We start from the raw sequence: 22,696 nt of genomic DNA on the forward strand, positions 1-22,696 counted from the left end.
CATGCGCCCGCCCGATCAACGGGCGGGCGAGATGCCCAAAGGCGGCTTAGCCGCGCCCGCGATAGGGCGGCACGCCCTGATCGGGAATCCACACGCCCTCTGGCATCGCACCCGTCTGCCAGAACACATCAATCGGGATGCCGCCGCGCGGATACCAATAACCACCAATGCGCAGCCACTCCGGCTCCAGAAAGCCCACCAGCCGCCGCGCAATGGAAATCGTGCAATCCTCGTGGAAGGCTCCATGATTGCGGAAACTGGTCAGGTAAAGCTTGAGCGATTTGCTCTCGACCAGCCATTGGCCCGGCACATAATCAATCACCAAATGCGCGAAATCCGGCTGTCCGGTCATGGGGCAGAGCGAGGTAAACTCAGGCGCGGTGAACCGCACGTTATACTGGACATCCGCCTGCGGATTGGCCACACGCTCCAACAGCGCCTCTTCGGGGCTCTGCGGTATCTGCGCCGCACCGCCCAACTGCTTGAGGTCTTTGTAAATATTCTCGCTCATCGCTTTCTCCTTCACACCCCGCGCTTGTTGCCCCAGAGCATCACATGCAATTGCGGCAGCACCTTTGCTTCAAACCATCCGTCACCCGTCACCCGCTCTACCAACCAGCGCATGCGCGCGTCGATGCCCGCCTGATCGACCGTGGCGGCATCATCCTCGGGCGGGGGCGGCGTGTGATTGCCCGGCTGCAGATAGAGGGGCAATTGCGGATAGTGCCCCGCCACCGCCCGCGCCCATTCATAATCCGCCTCGTCAAATACGACGATCTTGAGGACGCTCGCAGCACCCTTGGCCGCTGCAACGCAATCGTCAAAGAGCGCCCAGTCTACCTCCATGCCCGACGACGGCGGCTTGGGACTGAGCACCAGCATATCAAGCGCCGCGAACCAGTCGCGCGCGACAGAGCCTTGGGTTTCCATCGCAAAGCGATAGCCGCGCGCATGGCCCAGATCAATCAACGCCCCTAACGGCTGAATCGCCGGATTGCCGCCCGAGAGCGTCACCATGATGGGCCGACCGCCCGAGAGGCGCGCGACCTCGGCCAACACCGCCTCGGCACTCATCGGCACCCAAGTCTCGCGATAGGCCGACTCGACCGCGTGCAGGCTGTCACACCAGACGCAGCGGTAATCGCAGCCCCCGGTGCGCACAAACACCGTCGGCTGACCGATCAGCGCGCCCTCGCCCTGAATGGTCGGGCCAAAGATTTCCGAGACCCGGATCGCCTCGGTCACGGGCGATACTCCGCCCATGTTTTCGGCGTCTCGCTGACCTTGACCGCCGTCACCTCGGGCCAGCGCGCATGGCACCAGTCAAAAAGATGTTTGGCCATCCGTTCAGCGGTCACGCAATCATCCCCCAGCACATCATTCAGATGCCGGTGATCGAGCGTGTCATCAATATACCGCTTCAGATCCCCCAGATCGAGGTAATCGCGCACAAAGCCATGCGCGTTCAACTCGGCGGCGGTCAGTTCGACCACCACAATGTAGTTATGCCCGTGCAGCCGCGCGCATTGATGCGTCTCAGGCAGGCCAAACAGTTGATGTGACGCTGAAAAGTGGAATTCCTTGGTGATCCGATACATCACGCCCCCCGCCCGGCCACAGCCGCCAACCAGAAATCCCGGTCCTCATACTCGGTCGGATCAACGACCCCCGCCAGATGAAACGCCTCGCGCCGCTCGACACAGGTGCCACAGCGCCCGCAATGTTTGGCCCCGCCCTTGTAGCACGACCATGTTTCGGCAAAGGGCGTGCCATGCTTGGCCCCATCGGTGACGATATCGCCCTTGGACCCCTGCAAATAGGGCGTATAAAGCTTCACCTCGGCATAGCCCTTCAGCGCCGCATCCTGCATCGCCTGAAACGCGTTGATGAAGCCGGGGCGGCAGTCAGGGTAGATGAAATGATCCCCGCCATGCACCGCCGTGGCCACGGCATCGGCCTTTTCCGCCGCCGCCATGCCAAAGGCTATGGCCAGCATGATCGCATTGCGATTGGGCACGATGGTGATTTTCATGGTCTCTTCGGCGTAATGCCCATCCGGCACCGCCACATCATCGGTCAGCGCGGAACCCGACAGCGCCGCCCCGATCTGGCGAATATCCACCACCTTATGCGGCACGCCCAGTCGGCGCGCGCAAGCAGCCGCGTATTCCACCTCTTTCACATGGCGTTGCCCGTAATCAAAGCTCAGAAGCCCCGCCAATTCATGCTCAGCGGCCACCTTATGGGCGAGCGATACGGAATCGAGCCCGCCCGAGCAGATAACAATCGTCCTCATCTTTCATCCTTGTTTTTTAAAGCGGGTAGGCTGCGACCGCTCGACCCCGCGCATCTAGCGCTTTTGGCGGGTGAAAACAAGGCTGCGCTAGGTGCTCAGACGCGCCCGCAATTCGGTCTTGAGCACTTTGCCGTAATTGTTCTTGGGCAACTCGGCGACCGCGATATAGCACTTGGGCCGCTTGAACCGGGCGATCTGGCGCAGGCAATGCGCATCAAGTGCGGCCTCATCCAGCGCCCCGACACAGACCACAAAGGCCACCACGACCTCACCCCATTCGGCATCGGCCATGCCCACCACCGCCGCCTCGATCACGTCAGGATGGGTCAAGAGCACCTCTTCCACCTCGCGCGGATAGATGTTGGACCCGCCCGAGATGATCATATCCTTGGACCGGTCCTGCAAGGTCACATAGCCGTCGCCATCCATCCGCCCCAGATCGCCGGTCCAGAGCCAACCGCCCTTGAGCGCCTTTTCACTGGCCACGATATTCTGCCAATAGCCCGGCATCACCGCATCGCCGCGCACGAGGATTTCGCCCACCTGCCCGTGCGGCACCTCTGCCCCCGTGTCATCCGCAATCCGCACCTCGACCACCGATTGCGCGCGACCCACCGAGGCCAGCCGTTCGCGCCAACGCGGATGGCTGCGATCCGCCACATCGGCGCGGCTCAGCGCGGTGATCGCCATCGGGCATTCCCCCTGCCCGTAGATTTGCAGGAAGATTGGCCCGAACACCTCGACCGCCTCGAGAATATCCGCCAGATACATCGGCCCCCCGGCATAGACCACGCTGCGCAGCCCCTCCCCGGTCTCGCCGCGCGCCTGCACCTGTGCGGTCAGCCGCTTGACCATCGTCGGCGCGGCGAACATATGCACCCGGCCATGATACCGCGCGAGATCAAGAATTTCCCCCTCGTCAAAGCCGCCCGACGCCGGGCAGACATGACGCGCCCCGCGCAGCACGTGCACCATCGCATAAAGCCCGGCGCCATGGCTCATCGGCGCGGCATAGAGCGTGGCATCTTCACCCGTCACCTCATCGACATCCGCCAGATAGCTGAGCGACATCGCGACCAGCATCCGATGCGTGATCCGCACCCCCTTGGGCCGCCCAGTGGTGCCGGAGGTGTAAAACAACCACGCCAGATCGCCGGGCGCGCGCGCGGCAACTTCGACCACGGGCGCCCCCCGCGTGACCGCCTGTGCCACGACCCCCTGCTCGGCCAAGGCATCGCGCCGCACCGCATCCGCCAAAACCACCTGCGCGCCTGCATCTGCGATGATCCACGCCGCCTCTGCCCCGTGCAGCTTGGCGTTGATCGGCACGGCAGCGGCCCCGGCATACCAGATACCGTAAAGCGCCAAGAGATACTCGGGCGCATTGCCCATGAAGATCGCGACCCGGTCGCCAGCCGCCACGCCTTGCGCCATCAACCCGCCCGCCACCTCGCGCGCGGCGCGGTCAAACCCGGCATAATCCGCCACCAGATCAACGCCGGTGAAGAGCGCCGCCCGCCTGGGCCAAGCCTGCGCTGCCCGCTCCAGCCAAATCCCGATATTCATCGCCCAATCCTCCGCGTCGCTACCAAAGCACCGACGCGGCCCCGGCACAATTCCGTAGAAACACGCAAACCTCTTGGCGCACCGCGTCCCGCGCGCCATAACGGGCCATGGACATCAAGGAACTCGCCTTCGATCATGCCCCTGTGGGCCTTGCTCTGCTGGAACACCGCATCATCCGGCAGTGCAATCAGAAATTTGCCGCGATCTTTGGCGATACCCCCGCCGATTATACCAACATCCCGCTGGCCCGCTATTACCCCTCGATCGAGGATTATCGCCGCATCGGGGCGGATGCGCTCGCCATCATGCGCAAAACCGGGCGTTATGCGGATGAACGGGTGATGAAGCGCCGCAATGGCACGCTTTTTTGGTGCCGGGTGCGCGGCCAGTCGCTGACGCCCGAGGCCCCGTTTCAGCGCGGCATCTGGTCGTTCTCCGATCTCTCGGACGAACGCCCCCTTGTCGAGCTGACCCAACGCGAACGCGAGGTGGCGATTCTCACCTGTCGGGGGATGACGTCCAAGGAAATCGGCCTTGATCTGGGTCTCAGCTACCGCACCGTCGAGGTTTATCGCGCGCGCCTGCTAGAGAAATTTCAGGCCCGCAAACTGGCGGAACTGGTGGCAAAACTTTCTGGGATGCCGCTCTGATGGCGTGCAGCTCTCGTAAAATTGCCCCCCTGCCCCCAGATTATAGGGTAATGGCCGCTTTTCTCAGCCTCCGCCTTGCCCTATAAGCGGCCAAAACAAAATGCCATGAGCCCGGAACGGGACATCATCGCGCTGTGGTCGAGGAAGATATGTCGAACAAATCCCATGAATCGGACGTGGCCTTTATCAAGGCATTGGCGGAACTGCTGAATGACAACGATCTGACTGAATTGTCGGTCAAGCGGGAATATGGCGAGGACGACACGCTTCAGGTTCGCGTCAGCCGCCGGGGTGAAACAGTTACCACCCACTACGCGCCCCCGCCTGCGCCTGCTTATGCCCATCCACCTGATCGACCTTGTTCATGTAGACGACCATGAAGGGGATGCCCACCTGACGACCAAGCAGGATGTGCTCGCGCGTCTGCGGCATCGGGCCGTCAGCCGCGTTCACAACCAGGATCGCGCCGTCCATCTGGGCGGCGCCGGTGATCATGTTCTTCACATAGTCGGCGTGGCCGGGGCAGTCGACATGCGCATAGTGACGCGCCTCGGTCTCATACTCCACATGCGCGGTCGAGATCGTGATCCCGCGCGCCTTCTCTTCAGGCGCCCCGTCAATCTGGTCATAGGCCCGGAACTCGCCGAAATACTTGGTGATCGCCGCCGTCAACGTCGTCTTGCCGTGGTCAACGTGACCAATCGTGCCGATGTTCACATGCGGCTTGTTACGTGCAAACTTTTCCTTTGCCATATCTCAGGACGCCTTGTCAGTTGGGGGGCCAGGGTGGCCCGAGGGTTACATCGCGCGCCGTTTATTGGGTTGCGCCGGGAAAATCAAGCCTTACTCGCCGCCTTGGCGTCACTCTGCGGAAACGGGTGCGACAGTCGGTTCCTCAATCACCTCAGCGGCGGCTTCGGCCAGATCGGCCGCGCTTGGGGCTTCTGTCGCGCTCGCTGCGGGCGCGCTATCCGCATCCGGTGCGGGCGGTTCCACCGAACGCGCCTCGGGGCGCTCCTTGTCATTTGCAGGCACGCCATCGTCTTCAAACCAGCCAAACTCGTTATTCTGCTGCACCAGCCAGTTCTGGATCTGCTTGGCGGCATTGCGGCTGAGGTTCTCGAGTTGCTTTTCCTTGCTTTGGGTCAGGCCCGAGCCAAGGAACGTATTGCCGGAAAAGCTCTCGACCACTGTCACCAGATGCGGCTTGGCGTTGAGCTTGCCGCCCTTGGCATCATCCCAAGCGGTGACATTCAGGATCAGCGCCGATTTCGGCGACGCAACCAATGGCACGCCCGGAATGGCCAGCACATAGCCTTCGACACTTACCCCCAGATGATAGAGTTTGGTGCCCTCATAGCGCCCGAACCGATCCGTCATCGCCTCGGTCATCGCGGCGATCCATTCCTCCTTGGACGCCTCGCGCGATGCGGGGCCCTTGGTCAGGTTCGGGGCCACCACAACATTATGCCCCAGATGGAAATTGCCCAGATAGGCCGGGGCCTCGTCAAGATCGTTGGGATTGGTGCAGGCGGCCATCAGGGCAAGCCCGAAGAGCGCGAAGAGACGGATCATCAAGCAATTCCCCAGAGGTGACAGTTCGGGCAGGGATAGCCCAGACATCGGCGACACGCAATCATTTGCCCCCGCCCCTCCTGCGCCCTATCTAAGACCCAGTTGCCCAGAGGTGCCCAATGTCCCCCATGCCCCGCCAGACGCCCCATACTTTGCCCGCGCATGTGCCCTTGGTGACAGAGCCAATGGGCGTGCTGGCCAGCCTGAAGGCCGCGCGGCGCAACATCCTGTCGATCATCCCCGAGATTGCCACACGGCAACCCATGGTTTCAGGGCGCACCGGCAAACGCTGGCACATGGTGATGGACCCCGGCGCGATCCGCCGGATGCTCTTGGAAGAGCTGGACAATTACCCGAAATCCATTGTCACCAAGAACCTTCTACGCCCCGCCATTGGCGAGTCGCTCTTTATTGCCGAGGGCGCGCATTGGCGCTGGCAACGGCGCACGGCCGCGCCGGTCTTTTCTCATCGCAACGTGATGAACCTCGCGCCGATCATGACAGCCGCTGCCGAACAAAGTGCAGCACGTGTGGCGGCAGCAGGCCCGCGCGCGGTGGATATGGCCGCCGAAATGGTGCGCACCACCTTTGATGTCATCGCCGACGTGACCTTTTCCGGCGATGGCATGTTCGATGTGGACGCCGTGCATCGCGGTATTGATGCCTATATTTCAGAGGCGGGCAAAATCTCGCTTTTTGATATCTTGGGCTTTCCCGATTGGGTGCCGCGCCCGGGGCGCGTGATGTCGGGTGGCTCGGTGGCTGAGATGAAGCGCGTGGCAGACGAGGCCGTCGAGGCGCGGCGCGCGCGCGGGTCAGAGGGCGTGCCAGACCTTCTTGATCTTTTGCTAGACGGCGAAGACCCCGAGACGAAGCGCCGGATGAGCACGCCCGAGTTGCGCGACAACCTGCTGACTTTCATTGTCGCGGGGCACGAGACAACAGCGCTGACGCTGGGCTGGTCGCTCTACCTCTGCGCCTTTGATCAGGCTGTGCAGGACCGCGCCCGCGCCGAGGCGCAAGCCGTGCTGTGGGGCCGTGCCGCGACGGGCGCGGATGTGGCCCGCCTGCCCTATACTCGCCAGATCATCGACGAGGCGCTGCGCCTCTATCCGCCTGCGGGCATCATCTCGCGCACTGCGCAAGTTGCCGATACGCTGTGCGGGCGTGACATTCGACCCGGTGATACGGTGATCATCCCGATCTATGCGCTGCACCGAAACCACCAGCTCTGGCCAGAGCCAGACGCGTTCAACCCCGACCGTTTTGCCGATCGCAAGACCATCGAGCGCTATGCCTATCTGCCTTTTGGCGATGGGCCGCGTATTTGCATTGGTGCCAGTTTTGCCCTGCAAGAGGCGGTGATCATTCTTGCAACGCTGCTCTCGCGGTTCAGGTTCACCCCGGTGCCGGGGCGGGATCCCGACCCGGTGATGATCCTGACGTTGCGGCCCCAGGGGGGCGTCTGGCTTATGGCAGAGCCGGTGTGATCCGGGTTGGGATCACGCTGGCATACGTTCTTCGACGATCCCCGCCCACCAGCTACAACCCGCCGGAATAGCCTCGTCATTGAAATTGTAATCGGGGCTGTGGACCATGGCGGTATCGCCGTTACCGACCAGAATATAGGCGCCGGGGCGCTCTTCGAGCATGAAGGCGAAATCTTCGCCGCCCATGACCAAGGGCGCCTCTTCGCACCCGCCGCTGACCTTGGCCGCAACGCTCGCTGCAAACTCTGTCTGTTCCTCGTGGTTGATCATCACCGGATAACCCCGGTGATAACTTACCTCGGCCTTGCCGCCGAAACCCGCCGTCACATGCTCGCAGAGCGCGCGAATGCGCTGCTCGGCCAGATTGCGCATCTCAGGGCTCATGGTGCGGACAGTGCCACGCAGATGCACCCCCTGCGGGATCACGTTGAAAGCGGTCGAAGAGGTCTGAAACGACGTGACCGACACCACTATCTGATCCACAGGATCAGCGTTGCGGCTGGCGATGGTTTGGAACATCGTGACCAGATGCGCGGCCATGACAGTGGTATCCACGGTTTCATGCGGCTTTGCGGCATGTCCACCCTTGCCAGTCAGCGCGATGTCGAACTGGTCTGTCGCCGCAAAAAACGCACCGGGGCGAATGGCAAAGCTGCCCACCGGGCGGCCCGGCCAGTTGTGCATACCGTAAACTTCCTGAATGCCGAAGCGGTCCATCATGCCATCCTCGCACATCTCGCGCCCGCCTGCCCCACCTTCCTCGGCGGGCTGAAAGATGACCACGGCCGTGCCATCGAAATTGCGGGTCTCTGCCAGATATTGCGCGGCCCCAAGCAGCATCGCGGTATGCCCGTCATGGCCGCAGGCATGCATCGCACCGGGGGTCTTGCTGGCATAGTCCACGCCAGTGGCCTCGTGAATGGGCAGCGCGTCCATATCGGCGCGCAGGCCGATCACCCGGCCCGATGCAGTGCTGCGGCCCTTGATCACCCCCACCACGCCGGTGCGACCAATGCCTGTCACCACCTCGTCACAGCCAAACGCCTTGAGCTTTTCGGCAACCAGTGCGCTGGTGCGATGCGTCTCATAGAGGATCTCGGGATGGGCATGGATATCGCGGCGCCATTCTGTTATGTCGGTGTGCAATTCGGCAAATCGGTTCTTGACGGGCATCGGTCAGCCTCCTGTTCGCAAATTCGGGATTTTCCCCAACGTGGCGCAATCCCGATGCGACCACAAGGGGCACTGCCAGACAGACGTATTTGCCATATACAACAGCGCGTGACTGAGCTATGCGTCGCGGCTTGACGCGCAAGCCGCACCCCTTTTTCGGAACCGACCTCCCCCATGATCCTGCCTGCCCTCTCCAATGCTCTTGCCGCGCGCGGCTATGAAACCCTGACGCCTGTGCAAGAGGCGGTAACGGACCCCGCGCTGTCTGGCTCTGATCTTCTGGTCTCGGCCCAGACCGGATCTGGTAAAACCGTAGGGTTTGGCCTTGCGATCGCGCCCACCCTGCTGGGGGGTGAGGACCGATTGCCGCCTGCCGCCGCACCGCTGGCCCTGATCGTGGCCCCGACGCGAGAGCTGGCGCTTCAGGTCATGCGCGAGCTGAGCTGGCTTTATGCCGAAGCGGGCGCGCGTTTGGTCACTTGCGTTGGCGGGATGGATGCCCGTGACGAGCGGCGCGCGCTGGAGCGCGGGGCGCATATTGTTGTCGGCACGCCCGGACGTCTGTGTGACCACATCAATCGCGGCGCGCTCGATATGACAAGCCTGCGCGCCATCGTGCTCGACGAGGCCGATGAGATGCTCGATCTCGGCTTTCGCGAAGACCTCGAATTCATGCTGGCCGCAGCGCCCGAAGATCGCCGCACGCTGATGTTCTCGGCCACCGTGCCGCCGATGATCGCCAAGCTGGCTGAGAAATTCCAGCGCGATGCGCAGCGTGTGACCACCCTGACCGGCGCGAAACAGCATGCTGATATCGCCTATCAGGCGCTGACTGTGTCGCCGCAAGATGCCGAGGGCGCCGTGATCAACCTGCTGCGTTATCACGATGCCCAGAATGCGATTGTGTTCGCCAATACCCGCGCCATGGTGGCCCGCCTGACGGCACGCCTGTCCAATCGCGGCTTTGCCGTGGTCTCGCTCTCAGGCGAGTTGAGCCAGTCCGAGCGCACCCATGCCCTGCAGGCGATGCGCGACGGACGGGCACGGGTCTGTGTCGCCACCGATGTCGCCGCGCGGGGTATCGACCTGCCCAACCTTGATCTGGTCGTGCATGCCGAACTGCCCACCAATTCCGAAGGCCTCTTGCACCGCTCGGGCCGCACGGGTCGCGCCGGACGCAAGGGCATCTCTGCCCTTATCGTTCCACTCAAATCGGCAAACAAGGCAGAGCGCCTGCTCAAATTCGCAAAGATCACCGCAGAATGGACCACGCCCCCCACGCCCGAGGATATCGAGGCCAAGGATCGCGAGCGCCTGTTGTCCGACCCGGTCTGGTCCGAAACGCCGTCCGAGACCGAAGGTGCCTTTGCCGCTGAATTGCTGGCGCTGCACAGCCCCGAGGTGATCGCCGCCGCCTATCTGCGTCTTTACAAATCGCGCTGGTCCGCACCCGAGGAACTGAGCGCCCCCGGCGCGCCCGCCCCGGCGCGCGAGCGGTCGGCCTTTGGCCCAAGCCGCTGGTTTGCGCTGTCGGTTGGCAATGACGACCGGGCCGAGGCGCGGTGGTTGCTTCCGCTTTTGTGCCGTGCTGGCAATCTCGACAAATCCGCGATTGGGGCCATCCGCGTGCAGGCTGCCGAAACCTTTGTCGAACTGGCAGAGGCCGCCGTTCCCGGATTTCTTTCTTCGCTCGGTGAAGGCGGGCAACTGGATGAGGGCATCACCGCCCGCGCTCTGGATAGTGCCCCGGCATTTGCCCCTGCCCCGCGCGCCCCGCGCGAAGATCGTCCCGAACGTGCGCCCCGCGCCCCGCGAGAGGACCGCCCTGCGCGCGCGCCCCGCGAGTATGGCGGCTCGCGCGACCATTCTGCCCCACGCACCGCCCCAAAGCCGCGCCCGAAACCGGCAGGTGCGCCGCCCGCGGCAATGACCCGCGCGGTCGAGGATGGCACGGTGACCCCGTATCGCAAACCGCGTGCAGAGGCGGGCGATGCGCCGCGCCCGGCCAAAAAACCTTGGTCCAGTGACAAGCCCGCTGGCAAACCTGCCAACAAGCCCTTTGGCAAGCCCGCCGGGGATCGCAAACCCGGGAAATCCTTTGGCAAGCCCGAAGGCCGGCCCTATGACAAGTCGGATAGCAAACCCGGCGCAAAGCCCTATGGCAAGCCGGGGGCGAAACCGTCAGACAAACCCTTTGACAAGCCGCGCGCGCGCCCTGCGCCCCGCGATGCGGAACCAGCCGCGCCCAGACCCAATCTTGCGGCTGATACGTCCAAACGGTTTGTTCCACCCGGAGCGGCGAAAAAGCCCGGCAAACCCGGCACAGGCAAGACCTTTGCTGGCAAACCCGGCGCGGGAAAACCTGCCGCTGGAAAGCCCAAAGGCAAAGGTGCTGCACCCAAAGCCCGCGCGGGATTTGGCGGCAGCACCCCACCGAAGCGCGGCAAGCCGTGATGTGCTGACATAGCTCTGAAAAGCAACAGGCCGGGATTTTCCCGGCCTGTGTGTTTTAGAACGCTGCGAACCCTAAACCAAATCTTCTGGCAAGAGGGCCTCGGGGATGTTCTGGTAACAGACGGGCCGCAGGAAGCGGCGGATCGAGAGGGTGCCCACAGAAGTCGCGCCGAAATTGGTCGAGGCCGGATATGGCCCGCCGTGGACCATCGCATCGCAGACTTCAACGCCGGTTGGAAAGCCATTGGTCAGCACCCGGCCCGCCTTACGTTCCAACACGGGCAACAGGCAGCGCGCAAGAGGCGTGTCGCCTGCGTCCATGTGCAGGGTGGCGGTCAACTGGCCCTTGAGGCTCTGCGCGACGGCTGCCATTTCCTCGGCATTCTCGGCCACAACGATCAGGCCAAGGGGCCCAAAGACCTCTTCGCCAAGCGCATGATTGCCCAGCCAGTCGCACGCAGCGACCCGGTAGAGAAAGGGCTTGGCCTGACGTTGATCACAAATCGCGGTCAACAGGTCTTGCACCCCCGTCTGCGCCGCCATCTGCGCCGCACCCGCGACGTAGGCCGCAGCAATTCCATCGGTCAGCATCACTTGCGCACCGCTCTCACTCAGCGCCGCGCGCGTTGCTTCTGCAAAGGTCTCTGCCTCTGGTCCTTTGAGGACAACCGCAATGCCCGGATTGGTGCAAAACTGCCCCGCGCCCATCGTCAGCGATCCGGCCCAGCCGGTTGCGATGGCCGCCCCGCGCGCAGCCATTGCCTCGGGCAACAGAAACATCGGATTGACGCTGCCCAATTCGCCGAAAAACGGGATCGGATCGGGGCGCGCCGCGCAGAGATCAAAGAGCGCACGACCCCCTGCCAGAGAGCCGGTAAAGCCAACCGCCCGGATCAACGGATGCTGCACCAACGCCTGTCCAACCGCACGATTGCCACCCTGCACAAGGCTAAAGACGCCGCTTGGCATCGCAGATTTCACAATCGCCGCATGGATGGCCTCGGCCACCACTTCGGAGGTGCCGGGATGCGCGCCGTGGCCCTTGACCACCACTGGACAACCCGCCGCGAGGGCAGCCGCCGTATCCCCGCCTGCCGTGGAAAAGGCGAGCGGGAAATTCGACGCGCCAAAGACCGCCACCGGACCGATGGGCCGTTGCATCATCCGCAAATCGGGGCGCGGCAAGGGTTTGCGGTCTGGCAGCGCAGCATCATGGCGACGGTCGAGGTAATCGCCCTTTAGGATATGCTCGGCAAAGAGTCGCAATTGCCCGGTGGTGCGCCCACGCTCGCCCTCAAGCCGCGCTGCAGGCAGGCCGGTCTCGGCGCAGCCGATCTCGGTGATCTGTGCGCCGCGCGCCTCGATTTCATCGGCGATAGCATGCAGAAACGCCGCGCGCGTGGCCCGGCTGGTGGTGCCAAAGGTCCAGAACGCCTCTTCCGCGGCCTGCGCCGCCCTATCGACGAGGTCCGGCGTGCCGACCGAAAACGCATGGCCTGCGCCCTCTGCCGGATCAGACAGCACTGTCTCTTCGGTGCCTGTCCACGTGCCTGCAATCAGATGCTTGCCATGGGGGGTAAAGGTCATGGGAAATCCTTTCGGTCCGAGGGAAGATACGACCGCGATCAAAGGCCTGATGCGGGGTTTTCATGGCTTACCGATTTTTTTCCCGACATGCCAGTATTTTTCTTTTAGGAAAATTATTGCAAAAAAGAACCAAAGGCCTCATGCTGAGAAAAGAATCAACAGAGAGGGGACCACCAATGAAAAAAGTGACGCTTTTTGCTGCCTTGCTGGGCATGACCAGCATCGCAGGCACCGCTCAGGCGGACAAACTCGATGACATTATTTCCTCGGGCACATTGCGCTGCGCTGTCGTGCTCGATTTCCCGCCAATGGGGATGCGCGATGCCAACAACGTGCCGATCGGCTTTGACGTTGATTATTGCAACGATCTGGCCGCCGCTCTTGGCGTAGAGGCAGAAATCGTCGAAACCCCCTTCCCCGAGCGCATTCCGGCGCTGATGTCTGGCCGCGTCGATGTGGGCGTCGCCTCGACCTCGGACACGCTGGAGCGGGCCAAGACGGTCGGTTTCTCGATCCCCTATTTCGCCTTTGAAATGGCCGTAACCGCCAATTCTGGCACCGGCATCACCTCTTACGAGGGGATGAAGGGCCACACCGTCGGCGCGGTTGCAGGCACCTACGAGGCCATCGCGCTTGAGGCACAGGTCAAGGAATGGGGCGAGGGCGAATTCCGCCCCTATCAGACGCAGGCCGATGTGTTCCTGGCGCTGAGCCAAGGCCAGCTTGACGCGACCGTGTCGACATCCACCGTCGCACAGGCCAACGTGCAGTCGGGCAATTACAAGGACATCACCGTTGTAGGTTTTGCCCCTTTCGACACCGACTATGTGGCGCTATTTGCCAAGCGGGACGAATACGGCTTTCTCAACTATCTCGATCTTTTCGTGAACCAGCAGGTGCGCACCGGCCGGTATGACGAGCTTTACGAGAAGTGGGTTGGCGGCGAAGTACCGAAACTGATGGTGCCGAACGCCTATCGCTGATAGCTTGCGCTAGGATTGGCGGCGCGGACACCCCGTGCCGCCATTTGCTATTTCCCCTAGGGGCGGGGTGTCCTGATGTTCAACTATACCTTCCAATGGAAGCAGGCCCTGAACCGCCTGCCGCAGATGCTTGACGGGGCGCTGGTCACGATGGAAATCGCGATCCTCTCGATGGCCTTGGGCATAGCACTTGCCATCCTGCTTACCGTCTTCCGGTTATCTGGGTCACGCCCGCTGATGGCCTTTGCAACCACTTGGGTGGAAATTGCGCGCAATACGCCCGCGCTCTTTCAAATCTACATGGCGCATTTTGGCGTGGCCAGCTTTGGCATCCATTTCAGCCCCTTCGTGTCGATCCTGATCGGCATCACCTTCAACAACGCGGGCTATCTGACCGAGAATTTTCGCGGCGCACTCAAGGCGATCCCAGATACGCAGGGGCGCGCGGGGCGGTCTCTGGGCCTGACGCAGTTGCAATCCTTTCGCTACATCATCCTGCCGCAGATGCTGCGCATTTCCTTCCTGCCGATGACCAATCAGATGGTCTGGGCGATCCTGATGACCTCTTTGGGCGTCACCGTGGGCATGAACAGTGATCTTTACGGGGTCACGCAGGATCTTAACGCACTGACGTTCCGCACATTCGAGCTGTTCGCGCTGGCCGCCGTGATCTTTTACCTGATCACCAAAACCATCACCATCGGCGGCCGCCTGATCGCGGCGCGTCTGTTCCGGTACTGAGGGGAGACGCGCATGTTCGACACCGCCCTCACCGCCAATGATCTGGTCTTTCTCGCCAAGGGCGCAGGGATCACGATCCTTGTTACGGCAATTTCCGTGGTCATCGGCACCCTCTTGGGCATCCTCTTTGGGGTGATCCGAATGCAGCTTGGCCCGGTTCTGGCCGCACCGCTGACCTTCTTTCTCGACATTTTCCGCTCTGTGCCGCTACTTATTCAACTGGTCTTGGGCAACGCCTTTGTCGGCATGGTGCTGCAACTTCAGATTTCCGGCTTTACCGTGGCCTGCATCGTGCTGTCGCTCTACACCTCGGCCTATTGCGCCGAAATCGTGCGTGGCGGGATTGATGCGGTGCCGGAAATCACCCGTCGCGCGGCGCGGTCCCTTGGCCTGACATGGGGGCAGGACATGCGCTATATCGTGCTGCCGCTGGCCACGCGCGTCGCCCTGCCCTCGTGGATCGGTCTGGCACTTGGGGTGATGAAGGACTCGGCGCTGGTCTATGTGGTGCAGGTTACCGAACTGTTGAAATCCACCCAAATCCTCATCACGCGCCTGCAAGAACCACTGTTCCTGCTGTTGATCTGCGGCGCGTTCTATTTTGTCATCAGCTTCCCGCTTGCCCGTTTCGGCGGCTATCTCGAAAAAAGGTGGTCCAATGATTGAGATCCAGAATGTCCGTAAATCCTTTGGCGATCTGGAGGTTCTCAAGGGGATCGACCTGACGGTGCAGCGTGGCGAGGTGGTGACCGTAATCGGCGGCTCTGGGTCAGGTAAATCTACCCTGCTGACCTGCATCAACGGGCTAGAGCCGATTGATAGTGGCCGCATCACCATCGACGGCACCGAGGTGCATGCCAAATCCACCAATCTCAACAAGCTGCGTCGCAAGGTGGGCATCGTGTTTCAGCAATGGAACGCCTTTCCGCATCTGACGGTGTTGGAGAATGTCACCCTTGCCCCGCGCAAGGTGCTGGGCATGGCCAAGGCAGAGGCCGAAGCGATCGCCGAAAAGCAGCTGCGACATGTCGGTCTGGGCGATAAGCTGACAACCTATCCCTCGCGTCTCTCGGGCGGGCAACAGCAGCGCATGGCCATTGCCCGTGCACTGGCCATGTCACCCGATTACATGCTCTTTGACGAGGTGACATCCGCGCTTGATCCGCAGCTTGTGGGCGAGGTTCTGGAAACCCTCAAGATGCTGGCCGAAGAAGGCATGACCATGATCTGCGTGACGCATGAGATGGGGTTTGCCCGCGATGTGTCGAACCGCGTGGCGTTCTTTCATCAGGGTATCATGGCCGAAATCGGCGCGCCGGATCAGCTCTTTGGCGATCCGCAACACCCCGAGACGCAGAAGTTTCTGGCCAATGTTCGGTAAGAGGGAAAGGCCGGGTTGGGGCGGTTGACGCCTCCCAACCCCGCACCCTTTAAAATCGCGCGGCGTCAAACGCCTGCAGTTCTATCGCCGGATCACGGTGTGCGGCAAGCGCCGCCACCAATTCAGCCGTGCCCGCCGATTGCGTCAGCCCCAGATGCCCGTGACCAAAGGCATAGATCACCCGGTCGGCGCGCGGCGCGCGCGAAATGATCGGCAAGCTATCGGGCAACGAGGGGCGAAAGCCCATCCATTGCGTGCCGCCCTGTGGATCAAACCCCGGCAGGAAATCGCGGGCCTTGCGCAGCAACGTTTCCGAGCGTTTGTAGTTGGGCGCAAGGCGCAGGCCGCCCAGTTCCACAGCCCCACCCACGCGCAGCCCCTCGCCGATCTTGCTCACGACAAAGCCGTGATCGGCAAAGGTCAGATGCGTGCGCAGATCGAAACTGGCGGTGGAAAAGGTGGTGTTGTAACCGCGCTCGGTTTCGAGCGGGATCGCGTCCCCCAGCGTGCGCGCCAGATGGTGCGACCAAGCACCGGCAGCCAGAACCACCTGATCGGCGCATGTCGTGCCAGTGGCGGTCTCAATCTCGACGCCGTCGCCCGCCTGTCGCAGCGCGCGAATATCTGCGGTCTCGATCACGCCACCAACGGCCACAAACTGTTGCGCCAGATATTCGGTCCACCGCGCCGGATCGACGGTGTTCATCCAGTCGGGGGTATAGCCCGCATGTGTAAACCGTGGGCTGAGACCGGGTTGAATCTCGGCCAAGGCATTGGGGCTTTCCAAGAGGTCAAAGCGCACGCCATGCTGACGACGTAGGGTCCATGCGGGCAGGCTCGCGCGATAGGCCGCCTCGCCCTCGTAGACCTGCAACTGCCCTTCGCGGCGCATCAACGGCTCGCCGTCGACATTGGCGATCAAACGCTCCAAGGCCGCACGCGAATGGTGCATCAGGCTGGCCTGTGCCGCCACAGCCGCCGCATAGCGATCCTGCCAACTCGCCCGCCAGAACCGCAGCATCCACGGCAAAAGCGGCAGCGCATAGGCCGGTGGGATCGACAAAGGCCCCAGCGGATCGAGCAGCCATTTCGGTGCCTTGCGCAGGATGCCCGGCGTCGCCAGCGGCTCGATATCGGTATAGGCGAACGCGCCTGCATTGCCACGCGAGGTTTCTGCCGCCACGCCCTTGCGGTCCAGAATGCGGACGCGGTGACCCTCCCGTTGCAGCGCAAGCGCGCTGGTCACGCCGATGATGCCGGCACCGATGACGATGATGTCTGAGCGGGCCATGCGGCACCTTTGTTGAAAGGGTTAGAGACGGATACCGTTGCGAAACGGATCGTTGGGATCAAAAAGCAATGTGCTTTCGGCCATCACATAGGCGCGCCCAGTGATCGAGGGGATCACGCCGCCGTTCGGGCCGGGGGTATAGGACAGCCGATAGGTGCTGCCGATCACGCTTTCCTGCACGATCTCTTGCCCTGCGTCCAGCCGCCCCTCAGCCGCCAGACAGGCGAGCCGTGCCGAACATCCCGTGCCACAGGGCGAGCGGTCATAGGCGTTGTCAGGGCAAAGGACAAAGTTGCGGCTATGCGCCGCCGCATCATCAGAGGGGCCGTAAAAGATCACGTGATCCACGTCTATTCCCTGCGCCTGCACCGCGTCGCGCACAGCGATGGTGGCATCAGTCAGCGCGCGGATATTGCTGGAATGGACCGGAACGGGGCTGGGGTCGACAAGGAAAAAGAGATTGCCGCCATAAGCGACATCGCCAGTGACAGCGCCAAGTCCCTCAATCTCGACCGTGACGCCGGTATGGGTGCGGCGGCTTTCGATATTGGTGACGGTGACGGTGTTGGCGTCGATAAGATCGACGGTGACGATGCCTACGGGCGTCTCGATCCGGTGAATGCCCGGTTTGATCCGGCCCATATGTGCCAGAGTGACCACAAGGCCGATGGTGCCATGGCCACACATGCCAAGCACCGCCTCGGCGTCGAAATAGATCACGCCGGTCACGCAAGTCGGGTCTGTTGGCGGCACCATAAGGGCACAGACCATCGCCACCTGTCCACGCGGCTCAAGGCTGACCGATTGGTAAAAATCGCGATGCTCCGAGGCCAACAGTCGAGCGCGCTCGGACAGGGCACCAGACCCAAGGTCCGGCCCCCCGTCCAGAATAACGCGCGTCGGCTCGCCCCCGGTGTGGCTGTCGATCACATGCATTCAGCGATCACCCCGCCCTGTTTGACCCAATTGGCGAACCATGCGTTGAATTGATGGAACTGCGCCTCGCAGAACCGCGCCTGAGAGGGCGAGAGCGCATCAGTCTCGTTGATGTTGAGGCGGTATTCCTCTTCGCCCTTCAGCACCATGAGATGCTTGAAATAGAGCACCAGATCGACGCCTTCGTCGAACTTGGCAATCACGGAAAACGCATCGGCCAGCTCGCGCGCGCGCATGTCCGCCTCGGGGCAACCCGTCGCTGCGCGGCGGGACAGTGCCACCTGCAAAAGCGCCTCTTTGGGGAACATCGTGCCGATGCCGGTAATGGCCCCGACCGCCCCGCATTTGACAAAGCCGTGGTACACTTCGGTATCCACCCCCACCATCAGGATCACGTCATCATCCTGCGAGGTGATGTGTTCAGCGGCGTAGCTCAGATCATTCTTGCCGCCAAACTCTTTGAAGCCGATCAGGTTCTTATGCTCGGCGCGCAGGGCAAAGAAGAGATCGGCCTTGGTCGAATAGCCGTAATAGGGGCTGTTGTAGATGATCGCGGGCACATCTGGGGCTGCCTCTAGAATGGCCTTGAAATGGTTGCGCTGTGCGGCGACAGACAGGCCCCGCGACAGAACGCGCGGGATCACCATAAGGCCCGCCGCGCCCACTTTTTGTGCGTGTGCGGCATGGGCCACGGCGGATTTCGTGTTGATGGCGCCAGTGCCCACAACCACGGGCACGCCGGCCTTGGTCAGGCGTTCGACGCCCTCCATCCGCTCGGCGTCCGTCAAAAGCGGCCAGTCACCGCAGGACCCGCAATAGACCACGCCCGACATGCCTGCCGCGATCATTTCCTGCCCCTTGCGCACCAGCGCGTCAAAATCGGGTTTGCGGTCCGGGGTGCAGGGGGTCAGCAGGGCGGGGATGGTGCCGTGAAAGACGTCTTTGTTCATCGGAAAACTCCTTTGGATGCGTGGCGTTGTGCCTGTGGAGGCGGATCAGTGGCCAGCAAGGGCTGGAGCCGCGGCAATCCACGGCGGTGAGGTTGTGGGGGCCATGCCAGATTGCGCGGTCTGCGCACATTGCGCGAGCGAGCCAAACCGCACGGCACGATTGCTGAGACCCGGCGCGTAATGCGCATATTTGCCAGAGTTGGTCATCAGAACCTTTGCCGAAGGCGGAAAAACCGGCTCGGAAATCGAACACCAGCAGATATCGGGCACGATGGTCACACCGGCGGCCTCAAGCCGTGCTTTGACGCCGCTCGCGGTGATGGTGCTCAGCGTGCCGCGACCAAGGGTGATGATCGTGGCTACGGCGGGATTGACCTGCCGCCCCTCCATCAATGCCGCAAAGGCGCTGCATTCAGCGGCGGAAAAATGCGGACTGCCAAGCGCCACCAGATCGACCTTGTCCGTACCTTGATTGAACCCCGACCAAAGCCGGGCAAAGTCAGCCGCCGTGATGCGGGCGTGATCGGCATCGGGCGTGGGCGGCATGTCCGCCTCGGGCGTGATCCCTTTGATATGCATCATCGGCGAGGCAGAGGTGGTGCCATAGGCCGCGCAAAGCGCCTTGAGATCATCCTCGGAGGGATTCAGCCACTCCAGCCCGCGCAAGAGCGGGATGCGGTCGGGGGCGACCTGACCAACGATCCAGCCCAGCATCGGCCAAAAGGCATCGTCGATCCCTTCAGGCACGTCGATGTCGATGATCCGACGGGCTGCGCGGTTCTGGTCGAGATAGACGCCAGAGCGTGCGGCACGCCCCGTCAGCGCAATGCAGAGGTCCATGAAATCGGCATGCTTCACGGTGCGCGCGCCCAGAACCGTGTTGGCGTAGATCACCGCATTGCTTTCGGCCCAGGCGATGTCCTCGCCCGCGACCGGCTTGTCCTCGAGCAGATAGGGCGCGCAGGTGAAACTGGGGCGCGCGCCCATTTCGACATAGGCATCGGCCAATTGGCTGGCAGGCAGGCCGAATGCCTCGGACACGCCTTGCGCGCGCCAATTGGCGTGATCGACGGAGATAGCGTTCATCGTGGTGGGCACCCGCACCCGCCCGCCCTTGTCCGCCATGGCGCGGGCAAAGGTCAGAAAGGCGGGGCTGGCATAGATGCAGCCGTCGATGTGCACGCGGGTCACATCGGTCAGGCTGGGCGCGCCTTGGGCGGCGGCGAGGGTGGTGATGATCTCCATCGCCAGTTGTGCCGCCTCGCCATGCTCCCCGGCAAGAAAGGCGCGGTCGCTGTCCGACAGGGTCAGCCCCTCGGAGGCCACAGAGGTCAGCGGCAGCGCCAGATCACCTGCGCGCAGATGGGTGGCGGTGATCTTGGCATGGGATTGCTGGGCCAGACGGTCGTAGTCGGAGGCCGAGAGGCGCAGAACGGCAATCGGTCGATCAAAGAGCCGCGTGGCGACAAGCGCGCCCAAAGTCAGAATATCCTCGCCCTCGCGAAAGATCAGCGCCTTGGGCGCCGTGCCAGCAAAGGCCAGCCCCAAAAGTACGCCACTACCCGTGCAAGAGCCACGACTGGTCGGCATCATTACAACGTGACCGGCCAGCGATTGCCCCCGCTGCGGGTGATGCGCGTCAATGATCCGCCCGCTCTGGGGATCAACACCGCCCCAGACGCTCAGCCCCTCATCGCAGAGCAGGATTGGCCCCTGAACCTCGGCGGCAACAATCAGGTCTGGCATGAGATCACCCTTTGTTGAAGTTTGTTTCCTGAGAAATTCGGTCCGGACGACGGAAAAGTCCGATATTCCGTCTCCCCCTGCAATATCAGGATTGCTACTGTTGTGCCCAACACAAATATATGCTTAAACAATCATGACTGGTAAGAAAAGAAAAATTATGGCCGAAACAGAAAAAACCTCCGTCGAGAGTGCCGCGGATGATTGGGACGTAGAGCGCCATCAACTGCGCGCGGATTTGGGCGCACGCATGAAAGCTGTGCGGCAGGCCTGCGGCTATACGCTCGAAGTGGCGGCGCAGCGCACAGGTCTGGCGCTTTCGACCATCCACAAAATCGAGAACGGGCGCGTTTCGCCCAGCTATGAGAACCTCATCAAGATCGCCCGCGCCTATGATATTGGCATGGAGCGGCTCTTTTCCGCCGATCATGACGCGACACAGACCACGCGCATGACCGTGACGCGCGCAGGCCAAGGACGCAAGGTGCGCGCCAAGAATTTCGAATACGAGGTGCTGTGCAACGCGCTGGCCGAAAAAAAGATCATCCCGCTGGTGACACTGGTCGAGAAACGCGCCCCCCTCACGCGCGACGAGTTGGAATCGCATGACGGCGAAGAGACGCTCTATGTTCTTTCGGGTCGCGTTGAATTGACGGTCGAGCATTACGAGCCGGTGATCATGGAGCCCGGCGATTGCGCCTATTTCGACAGCACCATCAAACACGGGTTGCGCGCGATTGATGATACCGAAACCAAGGTGTTCTGGGCCTGCACCTATACCGACGTGGACAAATAGCCCCCAATCCTGAAGGAGACCGCCCGCATGGCCGAGCCGACCGTGATTTCCGTTGATAGCCTTTTGGCGCGCGTGACGTCGATTTTCGAGTCCTGCGGCGTGCGCCCTCAGAGCGCAGCATCCGTGGCGCGGGTCATCGTTGCGGGTGAGCGGGATCATTGCAAGTCGCATGGCATCTACCGGATCGAAGGCTGCTTGCGGGTGATCGCAGCAGGTAAGGTGGTGCCCGATGCTGTGCCGGTGCTGCAGGATACAGGCCGCGCGGTGATCGACGTGGACGCGGGCGGCGGATTTTCCAATCCGGCCTTTGACGCGGCTGTCGATGCCTTGGCCGCGCGAGCGCGTGACACCGGGCTGGCGGCGCTGGTGATCCGCGATTGCCTGCATTTCTCGGCGCTCTGGCACGATGTCGAGGCTTTGGCCGCGCGGGGCCTTGCGTCGCTCTCGATGTGCCCCAGCTATTCCTCGGTCGCGCCCACGGGCGGCAAAGAGCCGCTCTTGGGCACCAACCCGATTGCCTTTGGCTGGCCGCGTCCCGGCCCGCATCCTTATGTGTTCGATTTTGCCACAAGCGTCGCCGCGCGGGGCGAGATCGAATTGCACCGCCGCGCAGGCACGCCCATCCCCGAAGGCTGGGCGATGGACAAGGACGGCCACCCCACCACCGATCCCGAGGCGGCACTGGCGGGCGCGATGCTGCCCTTTGGCGGGCACAAGGGATCGGCGATTTCGACAATGGTCGAATTGCTGGCCGGTGCCATGCTGGGTGAATTCATGAGCAAGGAAGCGCTAGAGTTTTCCGGCGGCACCAGCCTCTTGCCGCGTCATGGCGCATTGGTCCTAGCGCTCGATCCGGCGACCTTCGCCGCACGCAGCGGGCGCGATCCGATTGCCGAAGGCGAGCGCCTGTTGAGCGCCATCAGTGGCCAGGGCGCGCGCCTGCCCTCTGAACGGCGCTTTGCGGCGCGGGCAAACGCCCTGAGCGGCGGCATTGCCCTAAGCGATGCAGAACTGGCGCAACTGGCGCGGTTCGAATCCGAAGGGCTGGCTGCGGTCACAGTCTGAGCGCAGGGGCGCGTCCCGC

21 protein-coding genes and 2 pseudogenes are annotated in these 22,696 nt (G+C 62.5%); 10 read left to right on the top strand and 13 right to left on the bottom strand.

Annotated elements, in window-relative coordinates; translation table 11 throughout:
* Positions 1-46: 46 nt before the first annotated feature.
* The 5 genes from queF to GC127_RS15710 all read right to left on the bottom strand — a co-directional run bounded on the left by queF (position 47) and on the right by GC127_RS15710 (position 3,862).
* Positions 47-511, bottom strand: a complete 465-nt coding sequence (gene queF / locus GC127_RS15690) for a preQ(1) synthase (RefSeq protein ID WP_151978940.1) — start codon at positions 509-511, stop codon at positions 47-49.
* 11 nt (positions 512-522) lie between these two features.
* Complete coding sequence (queE, locus tag GC127_RS15695) at positions 523-1,263, bottom strand: 7-carboxy-7-deazaguanine synthase QueE (protein WP_151978941.1); 741 nt, start codon at positions 1,261-1,263, stop codon at positions 523-525.
* The gene (locus GC127_RS15700; protein WP_081508304.1) at positions 1,242-1,598 is read right to left on the bottom strand and encodes a 6-pyruvoyl tetrahydropterin synthase family protein; all 357 of its coding nucleotides are present in this window, start codon (positions 1,596-1,598) and stop codon (positions 1,242-1,244) included. The genes queE and GC127_RS15700 overlap by 22 nt, the downstream gene beginning before the upstream one ends.
* Positions 1,598-2,296 (bottom strand): 7-cyano-7-deazaguanine synthase QueC, encoded by a 699-nt coding sequence (gene queC / locus GC127_RS15705; protein WP_151978942.1) that lies wholly within the window; start codon positions 2,294-2,296, stop codon positions 1,598-1,600. Before queC ends, GC127_RS15700 begins: the two co-directional genes overlap by 1 nt.
* 87 nt (positions 2,297-2,383) lie before the next feature.
* Positions 2,384-3,862 carry an AMP-binding protein gene (locus tag GC127_RS15710; protein WP_151978943.1) on the bottom strand — a complete coding sequence of 493 codons (1,479 nt, stop codon included), beginning with the start codon at positions 3,860-3,862 and terminating at the stop codon, positions 2,384-2,386.
* Between the two features lie 113 nt (positions 3,863-3,975).
* Here GC127_RS15710 and GC127_RS15715 point away from each other — a divergent pair, with 113 nt between their 5' ends.
* Positions 3,976-4,512, top strand: a complete 537-nt coding sequence (locus tag GC127_RS15715; RefSeq protein WP_037298358.1) for a LuxR C-terminal-related transcriptional regulator — start codon at positions 3,976-3,978, stop codon at positions 4,510-4,512.
* A gap of 149 nt (positions 4,513-4,661) precedes the next feature.
* Positions 4,662-4,847 (top strand): annotated as a pseudogene (locus GC127_RS23145) (acetyl-CoA carboxylase, biotin carboxyl carrier protein); the annotation flags it as partial.
* Between the two features lie 7 nt (positions 4,848-4,854).
* On the opposite strand, the pseudogene GC127_RS15725 reads toward GC127_RS23145, so the two are convergent.
* Both GC127_RS15725 and GC127_RS15730 read right to left on the bottom strand, forming a co-directional pair.
* Positions 4,855-5,265 (bottom strand): annotated as a pseudogene (locus tag GC127_RS15725) (GTP-binding protein); the annotation flags it as partial.
* 108 nt (positions 5,266-5,373) lie between these two features.
* Entirely contained in the window at positions 5,374-6,087 is a 714-nt protein-coding gene (locus GC127_RS15730) for a hypothetical protein (protein WP_151978944.1), read from the bottom strand.
* A 128-nt stretch (positions 6,088-6,215) separates the two neighbouring features.
* Between GC127_RS15730 and GC127_RS15735 the strand changes: the two genes are divergently transcribed.
* Positions 6,216-7,577, top strand: coding sequence for a cytochrome P450 (locus GC127_RS15735; RefSeq protein WP_151979801.1), 1,362 nt, complete (start codon positions 6,216-6,218; stop codon positions 7,575-7,577).
* A 12-nt stretch (positions 7,578-7,589) separates the two neighbouring features.
* Here GC127_RS15735 and GC127_RS15740 read toward each other — a convergent pair whose 3' ends face one another.
* Entirely contained in the window at positions 7,590-8,750 is a 1,161-nt protein-coding gene (locus GC127_RS15740; RefSeq protein ID WP_008282011.1) for a M20 aminoacylase family protein, read from the bottom strand.
* A gap of 174 nt (positions 8,751-8,924) precedes the next feature.
* Here GC127_RS15740 and GC127_RS15745 point away from each other — a divergent pair, with 174 nt between their 5' ends.
* Positions 8,925-11,204, top strand: coding sequence for a DEAD/DEAH box helicase (locus GC127_RS15745; RefSeq protein WP_199861271.1), 2,280 nt, complete (start codon positions 8,925-8,927; stop codon positions 11,202-11,204).
* Between the two features lie 72 nt (positions 11,205-11,276).
* Here GC127_RS15745 and GC127_RS15750 read toward each other — a convergent pair whose 3' ends face one another.
* Complete coding sequence (locus GC127_RS15750) at positions 11,277-12,791, bottom strand: aldehyde dehydrogenase (NADP(+)) (RefSeq protein WP_151978945.1); 1,515 nt, start codon at positions 12,789-12,791, stop codon at positions 11,277-11,279.
* Positions 12,792-12,967: 176 nt separating this feature from the next.
* Here GC127_RS15750 and GC127_RS15755 point away from each other — a divergent pair, with 176 nt between their 5' ends.
* From GC127_RS15755 to GC127_RS15770, 4 genes are all read left to right on the top strand, one after another.
* A complete protein-coding gene (locus GC127_RS15755) occupies positions 12,968-13,774 on the top strand; it encodes a transporter substrate-binding domain-containing protein (protein WP_008282008.1) in 807 nt (268 codons plus the stop codon).
* Between the two features lie 75 nt (positions 13,775-13,849).
* A complete protein-coding gene (locus tag GC127_RS15760; protein WP_008282007.1) occupies positions 13,850-14,515 on the top strand; it encodes an amino acid ABC transporter permease in 666 nt (221 codons plus the stop codon).
* Positions 14,516-14,527: 12 nt separating this feature from the next.
* The gene (locus GC127_RS15765; protein WP_008282006.1) at positions 14,528-15,181 is read left to right on the top strand and encodes an amino acid ABC transporter permease; all 654 of its coding nucleotides are present in this window, start codon (positions 14,528-14,530) and stop codon (positions 15,179-15,181) included.
* Positions 15,174-15,896, top strand: a complete 723-nt coding sequence (locus GC127_RS15770) for an amino acid ABC transporter ATP-binding protein (protein WP_081508330.1) — start codon at positions 15,174-15,176, stop codon at positions 15,894-15,896. Before GC127_RS15765 ends, GC127_RS15770 begins: the two co-directional genes overlap by 8 nt.
* Positions 15,897-15,945: 49 nt before the next feature.
* Here the strand turns inward: GC127_RS15770 and GC127_RS15775 are convergent, their stop codons facing one another.
* Genes GC127_RS15775 through GC127_RS15790 form a run of 4 tightly spaced genes read right to left on the bottom strand, consistent with a single transcriptional unit; the run spans position 15,946 to position 20,819 of the window.
* A complete protein-coding gene (locus GC127_RS15775) occupies positions 15,946-17,187 on the bottom strand; it encodes an FAD-binding oxidoreductase (protein WP_151978946.1) in 1,242 nt (413 codons plus the stop codon).
* Positions 17,188-17,208: 21 nt separating this feature from the next.
* Complete coding sequence (locus tag GC127_RS15780) at positions 17,209-18,123, bottom strand: proline racemase family protein (RefSeq protein ID WP_151978947.1); 915 nt, start codon at positions 18,121-18,123, stop codon at positions 17,209-17,211.
* On the bottom strand, positions 18,114-19,073 hold the full coding sequence (locus tag GC127_RS15785; RefSeq protein ID WP_008282002.1) for a dihydrodipicolinate synthase family protein: 960 nt from the start codon (positions 19,071-19,073) through the stop codon (positions 18,114-18,116). The genes GC127_RS15780 and GC127_RS15785 overlap by 10 nt, the downstream gene beginning before the upstream one ends.
* 45 nt (positions 19,074-19,118) lie before the next feature.
* Positions 19,119-20,819, bottom strand: a complete 1,701-nt coding sequence (locus GC127_RS15790) for an aconitase X (protein ID WP_151978948.1) — start codon at positions 20,817-20,819, stop codon at positions 19,119-19,121.
* Positions 20,820-20,976: 157 nt separating this feature from the next.
* Here GC127_RS15790 and GC127_RS15795 point away from each other — a divergent pair, with 157 nt between their 5' ends.
* Complete coding sequence (locus GC127_RS15795; protein WP_008282000.1) at positions 20,977-21,612, top strand: helix-turn-helix domain-containing protein; 636 nt, start codon at positions 20,977-20,979, stop codon at positions 21,610-21,612.
* A 27-nt stretch (positions 21,613-21,639) separates the two neighbouring features.
* A complete protein-coding gene (locus GC127_RS15800) occupies positions 21,640-22,677 on the top strand; it encodes an Ldh family oxidoreductase (protein WP_151978949.1) in 1,038 nt (345 codons plus the stop codon).
* Positions 22,678-22,696 lie beyond the last annotated feature (19 nt).

Origin of the sequence: Roseovarius sp. EC-HK134 (assembly GCF_902498815.1) — a bacterium.
Lineage (GTDB): Bacteria > Pseudomonadota > Alphaproteobacteria > Rhodobacterales > Rhodobacteraceae > Roseovarius > Roseovarius mucosus_A.